Raw genomic sequence first — 11029 nt, 5'->3', positions numbered from 1 at the left:
TCGGCGAGGATCTCGCCGGTGCCGTGCTCGATGGCGGTGGCCTCGGCGTCGTGGACGAGCAGGATGATGCGTTTGTGCCTGTGGGCGCGGCCGATGCCGAGGTGACGGAGGCGTCCCGCGTGGCGGAGGGTGACCTTGCCGTCGGCGTCGACGCGGTCGGTCCGGACGCGGAAGTGTGCCCCCTGGGCGGCGGCCGCGGGGCCGGCCTTGGGGGTCTGGGCGTAGGCCTCGGCGGGTGTGTGCCTGCCGAGCGCGCGGTGGGGGCGTTCGTGGTTGTAGACGTGGCGGAATCTGGTGAGCTGGTCGTTCAGGTCCTCGATGGTCTGGGCCGGAGGCTGGCTGTGGAGCCATTTCTTCAGGGTCTGGTGGAAGCGCTCGATCTTGCCCTGGGTCTGGGGGTGGCCGGGGGATCCGTTCTTCTGGACGATCCCGAGCCCTGCGATGAGGCTCTCGAAGGCGTTGCGGCCTCCTTTCCCGCCGGCCAGGCGGGTGGTGTAGACCATGCCGTTGTCGGTCAGGGTGCTGGCGGGCAGGCCGTGTTCCTGTGCGGTGTCCAGGAAGGCGTCCACGACGATGGCGCCGGTCGTCCTGGGGTGGGCGGTGAGGTGGAGCAGGCAGCGGGAGTGGTCGTCGAGGAAGTCGATGATCTCGGTGTCGGTGCCGTCGGCCAGGTGCCAGTGGGTGAAGTCGGACTGCCAGGTCTCGTTGGGCTGGGCCGCGGCGAAGCGTCGCAGGGAGGACTTGGGACGCTTGTGGGGTTCGGGGGCGACCGCGCCGGCGGCCCGGAGGATGCGGTGGATGGTGGTGCTCGCGGGCACCGGGAGGCCCTCGCGTCCGAGATGGGCAGCGATGGTCTCGGCCCCGGAGTCCAGGCCCTTGGCCTGCAGGTCGGCGCGTAGGACCAGGATCCTCTCCTGAACGTTGGCCGGCGTCTGCTGCGGGCTGGTGCGGGGCCGCCGGGAGCGGGCCTCGAGGCCGGCCTCTCCTTCGGCTGCGTGGCGGGCGATGAGTTGGTGGACCCATTGGCGGCTGATGCCGTACCGGCGGGCTGCTTCGGCCTTGGACATCCCACCCTCAAGGACTGCGACGACGATGACCTTGTTCTTCGACATGGCAGAAGCCCAATGGGCGAGGTGTCAACGATGTCCCGCGACATGCCGGAAGGCGTCAACGATGTCCCGCCACAGCAGTCAACTGTCACCTGTCAACGATGTCCCGCCACATGCGTCAACGATGTCCTGACATCACACACCTCCTGGGGCGCCAAATTCTCACCCCACCGGGGCTCGGCACGTTGAGGCCGGGCCCCGGTCTGGAGCCCGGGTCCGCTCAGCCAGCCTCCGCACTGAGTGCGACGGACAGCCGGAAGCGCTTGGCCTCGAGCCGATAGCGCGGCAGTTCGATGGGACCGCAGGCGCCTGTACCGATCCCGTGCTGCTCGTCGTCCAGATTCATCCACAGCCATCGCGGATCGGGCACCAGATCGGTGGGATGCGCCGCCGCGTCCAGCGCCTCGGTGGTCCAGGGGCGGACCGTGAGGATGAAGCACTCGCCGCTCACCGTCAGCCGGGAACCGCCGCCAGTCAGCTCCGCCTTCCTCACGCCGCGCCGTGCACCGTTCTCCTGCGGCCTCAGGCGGGGCGTCTGGAGGCTTGCGACATCGGAGGCGAACCGGCCCTCGCGCGCGGCGAGTGAAACATCGGGATACGCCTCGCCCGGGCCGAGCCCCACCCACGCGACCGCGTCGAGCTGGGATGGAATCCCCATCCGGACGCCGAGACGAGGAACAGGGACGGCCCATGAGCCCAGCGGCGAGCCGAACACGTCGAGCCGGAGCGCGCCGTCGTGCGCATGCCAGCGGTATTCGACCTCGTAGCCCACGTCGACCCCCGCGGGCATGACGTGTGCCACGACGCTCAGTGCGCGATCCTCGGACGTGACCGATACGGTGCGGTGGCGCAGCCGATCGAGTCCCAGCGCGCGCCAGTCTGCGGACGGCGGAGCGTCGCCCCGCTCGTCGTTGTCGGTGGGGGCGCGCCACAGGTCGAGCCGCGGCCCGCGGACGGCCAGTCCGGACAGCTCCACAAGCGTTCCGAAGGCATCGAAACGGCCCGGGCCGAGTTCCCACCCGCCATCGGTCTGCACGACCGCGCGAGAGTCGCCCGCGGGCCGCGCACGCCCCCGCGGGGGCTCCCCATGGTCGTCGAGCCGTGCCTGCCCCCAGGCCAACTCATGGCCGGCGGCAGCCCACGGCTCGTCCACCGCCAGATGCGCGCTCACAGTGACCCAGCGCTGCGGTCCCCCCGGGCCTGCGGCCGCAACGGGGGCGCCCGTGCGACCGGGAAATGGAACCCGAATGGCTTCCCCCGGCCCCAAATCCGGCACCGCGAGGGGACCCGAGGCAACAGGCTCCCCGTCGTCCTCTATCCTCCAGCGGAAGTCGATCCCCGACGTCGTGCGGTGTCCGAAGAGAGATGTCACCGTGACGCCGTCACGTGACGGTTCGATGCGCAAGGGTTCGTACGCCTTGGCGAGCTCAGCGAGGCCCGGGGAGGCCGTCCGGTCCGGGAAGAGGAGGCCATCCGCCACGAAGTTGCCGTCGTGCACCTCTTCGCCGAAGTCCCCGCCGTACGCGAAGAACTCCTCACCCTCGTAGGCCCCCGAGGCTGCCCGCTGGAGGATGCCGTGGTCGATCCACTCCCACACGAAACCACCCGCGAGGCGCGGATACGCCTCGAAGAGGTCCGCGTACTCCGCGAGGCCGCCCGGACCCGTGCCCATCGCGTGCGCGTACTCGCACAGGATGAAAGGCAGCGCGCGCCGTCGCCGGTCATGCTGGGGATCGCTGGTGGGAGGCTCTTCGCCACGGCCGATGAGCTCGGTCTCGGCATGGTCTGCGTACATCCGGGAGTACACGTCGACGTATGCGCTGTCCCAGTCGCCCTCATAGTGGATGAACCGGTCCGGATCGCGCGAGCGCGTCCACGCTGCCATCGCCTCGAGATTCGCCCCGCGCCCCGATTCGTTGCCGAGCGACCAGCCGATCACGCAGGGGTGGTTCTTGTCCCGCTCGACCGTGCGGCGCATGCGGTCGAGGAGCGCCTCGCGCCAAACCGGTTCGCTGCTGGGGTTCAGGCGCCACCCGATGCGCTCGAACCCGTGGGTCTCGAGGTCACATTCGTCAAGGACCCACAGGCCGTACTCGTCGCACAGTCTGAGGAAGCGCGCATCCGGCGGGTAGTGGCTCGTGCGGACGGCGTTGACGTTGTGCCGTTTCATGAGCTCGATGTCCGCTCGCATCGTAGCCTCGTCGAGGGTCCTGCCCGCCTTCGGGTGCCACTCGTGGCGGTTCACGCCGCGCAGCCGGAGAGGGACGCCGTTGGCCAGGAGGGTGGCATCGTCAATCGAGATCGTCCTGAACCCCACCGCGAGGTCCACCGTCTCGGCCCCCGTCGAGACCGTTCCGCGGTAGAGCCGCGGCACCTCAGCGCTCCAGGGTTCGACGTCAGAGACCACAAGCGATTCATTGGCCGGCACCTCGATGCCGAGCTCGGGAAGACGCACGACGGCGCCGGGCGGCGCTTCGACGAGCAGTCGCCCCGTGTGGGCGGCGGCGTCGAAGTCCGCATGGACGAACACCTCGTCGATCCCGCCCGCGGGGCGGTTCAGGAGGCTCGCCGAGCGGAAGATCCCGGAGAGCCACCACATGTCCTGGTCCTCGAGATAGGATCCAGCGGACCACTGGAGCACGCGCATCGCGAGGACGTTGCCACGGGGAACGACGTATTCCGTCACGTCGAACTCGTGGGTGAGCCTCGACCCCATGGCGTCGCCGACCCGCGTGCCGTTGAGGTAGACCTCGTACGCAGAATCGACGCCCTCGAACCGCACGAGCCACCGGCCGCCGTCGGGGGCGTCCGGGAGGTCCATCCGGCGGCGGTACTCCCCTACCGGGTTCTCGTCGGGGACATCCGGCGGATCGATCGGGAACGGGTAGACCACGTTGGTGTAGGCGGGCCCCGAGTACCGCGGCAGCCCCGGCACGCCCTCGAGCTGCCAGCAGTGGGGGACGCGCACGAGGTCCCATGCGCTGTCGTCGAAGCCCGGCGCTTCGAACCCGTTGCCGCCATGCCTCGGAACCCGCGGCAGCAGGCGGAAGGCCCACTCGCCGTCGAGCGTCATCGACGCGGCATCGGTGTCGAGGTGGGCACGTGGGGGCAGCGAACCGTGCGCGGGTGCCACATCGGCGAACCAGGCCCGAACGGGGCCGGTGGGGGTCATGCCCCGCGCCGCGAGGGGATGAGCGGGGCGAACAGGATGCGCGTCTTCCAGTCCCAGAGCACCATGTACGCGACGAAGGCAACGCTCAGCACGATGGCCACCGAACGGACCACGACCAGCGGAATCCACTCGAACACGTCGAGCTGGTCCGTGAGTGCGATGACGGTGAAGAACACGGTCACCACGTAGTAGGCCAGCTGAGGCCGGCCCCCACTGACCCCGACGAGAGCGAACAATGCCATGAGCCACGTGATGTACCAGGGCTGGATCATCGGCGCCGTGACGACCACGGCCGCGAAGGCGAGCGCCATGCGCAGCATGACCTTCTCGGTTCCTCCCCGCACAATGAGCCACGCGGCGGCCACAACGCCGATGATCGTCCCGAGTCGCTTGATGATCACGGCGACGAAGTCCGGGTCCCCGCCGGCGATCTGGGTCAGCCACCCCGCGACGACCGAGAGGAGCCCAAACGGCGCGTACCAGATCCACACCGTCCCCGGCGTGGCCATGGCCGGTACCCAGCCGAACCAGAAGCCCGAGACCGCCCCGGCGATCGTGAGTAGAGCCAGCGAGATCGCGGCCGTACCGGCCCACCGGGCAATCCGGCGCCCCCATCCGGCCCCCTTGCCCGCCCAGATGAGGCCGATGAACGGCAATGCTAGGACGGTGATCGGCTTGACGCCGATGGAGGCCGTCACGAGCACGACGGCGAGCACGGGCCGGCGCCGCACAGCTGCGAGAAGGCCCACGAGCAGCAGGCCGAGCATGAGGGCGTCGTTGTGGATGCTTGCGATGAAGTTGATGACGAAGAGGGGGTTCGCCACGGTGAGCCAGAGGGTCTTGGACGGATCCAGGCCGAAGTGCTTCGAGAGGCCGATCACCGCGACGGCGCACAGCACCACGCCCAGTGCCGCGACGATGCGGAACAGGAGGAAGGCGATTTCGAGGCTTCCACCACTGAGCCCCACGATGCCCTGTTCGATCCACAGGAAGAGCGGCCCGTACGGCGTGGGCGCTTCGGTCCACATCGAGTCTGGACCGAGGTTGTGGTAGTTGTTCAGGGCCGAGATGCCGTTGACGTACGGATCGAGCCCGGCGGCCATGAGGCGCCCTTGGCCGATGTAGGCGTAAACGTCCCGGCTGAAGAGCGGGAACGTGAGCATGAGCGGGGCGCACCAGAGCGCGGCCACCCGCACTGTCACCTTCGGATCCACGGCGCCCCAGTCCTGGACGCGCTGGTCCAGACGGAGCCAGGCCCGCACGAGCAACAGGCCGCCGAAAACGACGAGCGCCGTACTGAGGAACACGAGCACCGGATTATCGCGGAGGACGATGAAGAAGGGGACCCTGATGAGCGATGAGCCGCTAGCCATCCATCCCACGCCCAGTCCGCCGACGGCCATGCACAGCGAAGCGATCGCACCCTGCCAGACGGCGGTGCTGCCCGCACCCGGAAGGGCAGCGATAGTCCGCGCCGCCGGGGGCACGCTCAGGCTGCCGCCTGCCGGAGGCTTGGGCATCAGGGTCCCTACTGTTTCCTGTTTCGCGAAGGGCCGGGAGGAGCATGCCCCGGCTGGGCAGCACCCCCGTCGGCATGACGTGTTCTCGATGCTATCAGGGCGGGAATCGCCCCCAGGGTGTGGGGGGCCGCGCTGGTAGACTGGCGGGCGGCCGCGAGCCCTACAGCGGCCCGTCGACCGACGCCGAGGAGAGAACCCATTTCCAGCCAGCCAGCCCGCCCGATGGACACGAGCCAGACCGGCCGGCCGCCGCGCCGATTCACCGCATGGCTCCTGACGCCCCGAGGCCTCCTGACCGGCTACCTCGCAGTTCACATCGGCTATCTCGCCTACCTCTCGATCTTCGTGTTCCAGGGCCAGGCCTTCAGCGACACCAATATCTACCGCGACTGGGCCGCCGCTGGGTTCCCCCAGAACGTCGAGCCGTCGCCCTGGGTGTATCCGATCGGGGGGCTACTGCCGATCTGGATCTCCGGCCTCGCCGGCCCCGGCCCGTTCCTCATCCTGTGGGTGCTGCTCACCTCCCTGCTCAACGGCGTGGCCCTGGGCATCCTGAGTGGCTGGGGACGCAAGCCCGAGGGAGTCCGCGCGGCGTGGTGGTGGCTCGTGTTCATCGCCCTCATGGGCCTCCTCGGCTTTGCGAGAGTCGACGGCGTCACCGCGCCCATCGTCCTCATGGGCCTGAGTCTCGGAGTGGCGAGCCCGTTCGCGGCGTCCGCAATCCTCGCAGTGGCGACGTGGATGAAGGTCTGGCCGGCCGCCGCGCTGCTTCCCCTCTTCGCAGTCGTCCGGGACCGGTGGAAGGTCATCGTCGGCGCGGTGGCCGTCACCGCCGTCGTTGCCGCCGTCGCCGTCGCGCTCGGAGTCTTCCACCACCTGTTGGACTTCCTCACGACCCAGGGCTCGCGCGGCATGCAGCTCGAGGCGACGTTCACGACGCCGTGGCTCTGGATGTCCGTTCTCGGCCTTGGCGGCGCCCGCATGTACATGAATACCGAGATCAACTCGATGCAGGTCGACGGACCCGGTTCGACCATCGCTTCAGCACTCATGCAACCGCTTTTCGTTGTCGTCGCCGTCGCCATCGCCGGCACGATCTTCTGGGCGCTGCACGAGGGCAAGAAGCGCGGGCATGAAGACCGGTCCGAGCTGCTCCTCGCGGGGGCACTGGCGATGGTGAGCGCGTTCATCGTGTTCAACAAGGTCGGTTCGCCGCAGTTCATGGTCTGGCTCGGCCCCGTGGTCGCCCTCGGCCTGGCACAGGACCGCGCAGCATGGCGTGTCCCGGCGCGCCTGCTCATCGGCATCGCCGTGGCGACCTACTTCATCTACCCGCTCTTCTACGACGCCCTGAGCCACAACAGCGCGATCATGGCTTTCGTCCTGACCGTGCGGAACGTCCTGCTCGTGGTGCTCTTCGTGTGGTCGGCCATCCGCCTCGCACGGCTCGGCCGCAAGGGTGCCCCCGCGCACACCGTGGACCACGCCACGATCGACTGACTCCCCCCGCCGGGGGTCAGATCCTCGGACCTACCAACCGCCCAACCCTGGGCTTCGGACGGTCCTTGGGTGGGGCTCTCCCGGCGGTGGCCGCCTGAGGCCCGGATCCTGTCAGCTACGACCGGGTTCCTTCAGTTACGAGCCGCGGGCCTCGATGCCACTGTGGCCGCCCTTCCGGGGCCGCTCGAAGATGATGCGGCGCGTCTTCGGGTCCAGCAGGACAAGGTAGGCCACGAAGGCCAGTGCCACGAGGCCGGCGATGGCGTCGGCCGGCAGCGGTGTGTTCACGAACCCGAAGATGTGCAGTTGGTCCTGCGCCCCGAAGACCACGAAGAACACGACCGTCAGGTACCAGAGCTTGACCTGCCAGTTGTCCCTGATGCCGGTCACTGCAAGGAACGGGAAGAACCAGAGCACGTACCACGGCTGGATGATCGGTCCGAGGACCACGATCGCCGTGAAGGCGAGTCCGAGGCGGCGCACTACCTGACGGTCGTCGCCGCGCAGTATGAGCAGCACGGCGATGCCGATCCCGGCCCATTTCAGGGCGGTCCGGAACGCCTCTGCGATCGACCCGCCGTCGAGCCCTATCGCGGTCAGGAGTCCCGCGAGGATGTTGCTCGAAAAGCCCGAGGGCGTGTAGGCAATGAAGCCCGGCGTTGGATCGACGATGGCGTTGACCCATCCGAAACCGAGTCCGTAGGCGAGCGAACTCACGGCGAACAGCGCCAGACTGATGAGCCCGGTCCCGGCCCAGCACAGGAATCTCCGCCCCCAGGTGGCCCCCGGACCGGCCCACTGGAGCCCGATGAAGGGAAGCACGATCGCTGTGATGGGCTTGACGCCGATCGAGAGCGTTGTAAGGACAATTCCTGCGAGCCAATTGCCCTTCTCGGCGTAGTACACGCCGGCGACGGCGAGACCGATCATGAGCGCCTCGTTGTGGGCGCTCGCGATGCACGAGATCAGGAAGAGCGGGTTGGCCACCATGAGCCACACGGTGCGCGCGCCGTCGACCCCATGGAGTTGGGCGAGCCGGTATCCGTAATACGCACACAGGGCCGCGCCGGCGAGGGCGATCATGCGGAACATCAGGACGGACGAGTCCGGCTGGCCACCCGTGATCTGGACGACCCAGCGCTCGAGCCAGAGGAAGTATGGACCGTACGGCGTGCGCGTCGAGGCCCAGGAGGGGTCCGTGCCGAGCTCGAGCCAGTTGTTCAGGCTTGAGATGCCGTTCGTGTAGGGATTGAGCCCGGCGACCATGAGCCGCCCTTGGCCGCCGTAGGCGTAGACGTCACGCGAGTAGATCGGCACGGCGAACATGAGAGGGAGGCCCCACAGGAGGACTGCGAGGACCACGGGGCGGATGGCCCCCGGCCCCCACCGTCTCAGCCGCTGGCCGAGCCTGAGCCACGAGCGCGTCAGGAGCATCGCCCCGATGACGAGCGCAATGATGGAAGTGGTGACGCCCCACGTCTCCGTGCGCAGCGTGATGAAGAGCGGATTCCGTGTGAAGACCGATGCATCGGCGAGCCAGCCGACGCCGATCGAGCCGAACACGATCAGGAGGGACCCCACGAGGCCTTGGCCGAGCGCCCAGTGTGCTGGCTGGTTGACGCCCGCCGGAGGTACGGATGTCCACAGTGAACCGAGCCGCTCGAGGATCCTCCCGGGCAGGCCAGGGCGCTGTGAAGACATAGGTCACCCTTCGTTCAGTGTGGGAGAGCCTTATCTTAGCACCGGGGCAGGCCCCGGCCTCGGGACGGACTCCGGGCCCCGGTGGGCTCGCGGTAGTCTGGGCGAGTGCCCATCAGCAACGAAAACATTGTCTGGATCGACTGTGAGATGACCGGACTCGATCCGGTCGCCGATGCCCTCATCGAGGTGGCCGTGCTCGTCACAGATTCAGAGCTCAACATCCTCGGCGACGGGGTCGACGTCGTCATCAGGCCCAGCGACGAGGCGCTGGCCGGTATGGGCGATTTTGTGCGGACCATGCACACCGAGTCGAAGCTCCTGGACGAGCTACCCCACGGGATGACCATGGAGGCCGCACAGGCCGAGGTCATGCAGTACATCCGTGCGTGGGTCAAGGAACCGAAGAAGGCCCAGCTCGGCGGCAACTCTGTCGGCACCGATCGCATCTTCCTCGCGCGTGACATGCCCGAGGTCATCGAGCACCTGCACTACCGGGTGATCGATGTCTCGACCATCAAGGAGCTCGCCCGCCGGTGGTACCCGCGCGCCTACTTCCAGTCGCCCGCGAAGACTGGAAACCATCGCGCACTCGGTGACATCCGCGATTCGATCGACGAGCTCCGGTACTACCGCGAGACGGTGTTCGTTCCGGAGCCCGGGCCTGAGTCCGTAGCGGCCCGCGAAGTGGCCGCGCGCATCTCCGCCGCTGCTTCGAACACCAACAGTTCATCCGAGGGAATGGACGACCAAGAAAATTAGCCCCCGGGGGGAGTTTTGGTCGTGAGCACCCCTCGCGAGCGGGTAGACTATTTCTCGTTGCTTTCGCACCGGAGAACGCCTGAGCGTTTTCTGCGAAGGACGATGGTGGGTATAGCTCAGTTGGCAGAGCGTCTGGTTGTGGTCCAGAAGGTCGCGGGTTCGAGCCCCGTTACTCACCCCGAAAGAGGCCGGTACCACCGGCCAGGATAAGGCCGCCAGGGAATTCCCCGGCGGCCTTATCCTGTTCCCCGCAGTATGTGGTCCAGAACCGATGTCAGGAGTCGCGCTGTGGCTGTCCATCCCATCACGATCTGGGGCGAGCCCGTCCTGCACCGCCGGGCGGTCGAGGTCACCGAGTTCGACGACGCACTGCGCACGCTCATCGCCGACATGCACGAGACCAATGATGCCGCCCACGGAGTAGGGCTCGCAGCGCCCCAGATCGGGGTGGGCCGCCGCGTGTTCGTGTACAAGTTCGACAATGACGACAGCGTGCCGCCCCGCGGCGTCCTCGTGAATCCGCGTCTCACCCTATCGAAGGTCCCCGGTACGGCGCCGGACCCAGAGGAGGACGAAGAGGGCTGCCTCTCGTTCCCCGGAGAGGGCTACCCGCTCAAGCGTGCTGAGTGGGTGAAGGTCGAGGGGTTCGACGGCGACGGACGGCCAGTCGAGTTTGTAGCCACCGGATGGTTCGGCCGAGTCATGCAGCACGAGTACGACCATCTGGACGGCAAGCTCTACGTGGACCGCCTCAATGACCGCTACGGGAAGAAGGCGCGCCGGGCAGCCCGCAAGCATGGATGGGGCGTTCCCGGGCTCACCTGGATGCCCGGCGTCGACCCGGACCCCTTCGGACACGACGACCATGACCATGACGGGCATGAGCACAACCACGAGCACAACCACGACCACGGCCCAGCCTGACGGGCCCGTGGGGCGCAGCGCCCAGCGCTAGCCCGTCCGCCTCAGGCCACCCACGACGAAGGGCGCCGCACCATGAGGTGCGGCGCCCTTCGTCATTGCCCGTGCTCTGACGGACCGGGTCCTACTGCTCGCGGGTCACGCGCAGGAGGTCCTCGTCCGCAGCCTGCTGGAGCTCCTCCAGCTGGGCGACCCGTTCAGGGGTGACGTCCCCCTTCGCGAGCCCTGCCTTGGCGTGGTCGACCAGGAGTTTCGCCTGCTTGGCATTGGCTTTGGCGACGTCGAGCGCGTGCTCGAGAGTGCTCTCATGCTCAGTAGCTTCCATAGGTGCATCTTGCCCCCGTGGC

General features: G+C 68.0%; 8 protein-coding genes and 1 tRNA gene. 4 read left to right on the top strand and 5 right to left on the bottom strand.

The genetic code is table 11. The features are described 5' to 3' along the window. The 3 genes from RBS60_RS11200 to mptB (RBS60_RS11190) all read right to left on the bottom strand — a co-directional run. A partial coding sequence (locus tag RBS60_RS11200) for an IS481 family transposase (RefSeq protein ID WP_307956401.1) occupies positions 1 to 1112 on the bottom strand: 1112 nt, incomplete at its 3' end. A gap of 217 nt (positions 1113 to 1329) precedes the next feature. After that, the gene (locus RBS60_RS11195; RefSeq protein ID WP_307957623.1) at positions 1330 to 4281 is read right to left on the bottom strand and encodes a glycoside hydrolase family 2 TIM barrel-domain containing protein; all 2952 of its coding nucleotides are present in this window, start codon (positions 4279 to 4281) and stop codon (positions 1330 to 1332) included. Then, the gene (gene mptB / locus RBS60_RS11190) at positions 4278 to 5801 is read right to left on the bottom strand and encodes a polyprenol phosphomannose-dependent alpha 1,6 mannosyltransferase MptB (protein ID WP_307957622.1); all 1524 of its coding nucleotides are present in this window, start codon (positions 5799 to 5801) and stop codon (positions 4278 to 4280) included. The genes RBS60_RS11195 and mptB (RBS60_RS11190) overlap by 4 nt, the downstream gene beginning before the upstream one ends. Before the next feature lie 222 nt (positions 5802 to 6023). Between mptB (RBS60_RS11190) and RBS60_RS11185 the strand changes: the two genes are divergently transcribed. Continuing rightward, positions 6024 to 7301 (top strand): glycosyltransferase family 87 protein, encoded by a 1278-nt coding sequence (locus tag RBS60_RS11185; protein WP_307957621.1) that lies wholly within the window; start codon positions 6024 to 6026, stop codon positions 7299 to 7301. 135 nt (positions 7302 to 7436) lie between these two features. On the opposite strand, the gene mptB (RBS60_RS11180) is transcribed toward RBS60_RS11185, so the two are convergent. Beyond that, positions 7437 to 9002 carry a polyprenol phosphomannose-dependent alpha 1,6 mannosyltransferase MptB gene (gene mptB / locus RBS60_RS11180; RefSeq protein ID WP_307957620.1) on the bottom strand — a complete coding sequence of 522 codons (1566 nt, stop codon included), beginning with the start codon at positions 9000 to 9002 and terminating at the stop codon, positions 7437 to 7439. Positions 9003 to 9149: 147 nt separating this feature from the next. On the opposite strand from mptB (RBS60_RS11180), the gene orn reads away from it, so the two are divergent. From orn to def, 3 genes are all read left to right on the top strand, one after another. Further along, positions 9150 to 9761 carry an oligoribonuclease gene (gene orn, locus RBS60_RS11175; protein WP_374049266.1) on the top strand — a complete coding sequence of 204 codons (612 nt, stop codon included), beginning with the start codon at positions 9150 to 9152 and terminating at the stop codon, positions 9759 to 9761. A gap of 105 nt (positions 9762 to 9866) precedes the next feature. Then, positions 9867 to 9939, top strand: a tRNA-His gene (locus RBS60_RS11170). Positions 9940 to 10049: 110 nt separating this feature from the next. Then, positions 10050 to 10685, top strand: coding sequence for a peptide deformylase (gene def / locus RBS60_RS11165; protein WP_307957618.1), 636 nt, complete (start codon positions 10050 to 10052; stop codon positions 10683 to 10685). Between the two features lie 121 nt (positions 10686 to 10806). On the opposite strand, the gene RBS60_RS11160 is transcribed toward def, so the two are convergent. Next, positions 10807 to 11007 (bottom strand): hypothetical protein, encoded by a 201-nt coding sequence (locus RBS60_RS11160; protein ID WP_307957617.1) that lies wholly within the window; start codon positions 11005 to 11007, stop codon positions 10807 to 10809. Positions 11008 to 11029: the final 22 nt, after the last annotated feature.

This window comes from Sinomonas sp. ASV486, assembly GCF_030908215.1.
Classification (GTDB): domain Bacteria; phylum Actinomycetota; class Actinomycetes; order Actinomycetales; family Micrococcaceae; genus Sinomonas; species Sinomonas puerhi.
Note: the sequence above shows the minus strand (reverse complement) of the source record. Positions and strands in the feature narration are given on the sequence as shown.

Coding starts and splice junctions, on each gene's coding strand:
- RBS60_RS11195 (WP_307957623.1), bottom strand. CDS start 4,281: ATGACCCCCACCGGCCCCGTTCGGGCCTGGTTCGCCGATGTGGCACCC.
- mptB (WP_307957622.1), bottom strand. CDS start 5,801: ATGCCCAAGCCTCCGGCAGGCGGCAGCCTGAGCGTGCCCCCGGCGGCG.
- RBS60_RS11185 (WP_307957621.1), top strand. CDS start 6,024: ATGGACACGAGCCAGACCGGCCGGCCGCCGCGCCGATTCACCGCATGG.
- mptB (WP_307957620.1), bottom strand. CDS start 9,002: ATGTCTTCACAGCGCCCTGGCCTGCCCGGGAGGATCCTCGAGCGGCTC.
- orn (WP_374049266.1), top strand. CDS start 9,150: ATGACCGGACTCGATCCGGTCGCCGATGCCCTCATCGAGGTGGCCGTG.
- RBS60_RS11160 (WP_307957617.1), bottom strand. CDS start 11,007: ATGGAAGCTACTGAGCATGAGAGCACTCTCGAGCACGCGCTCGACGTC.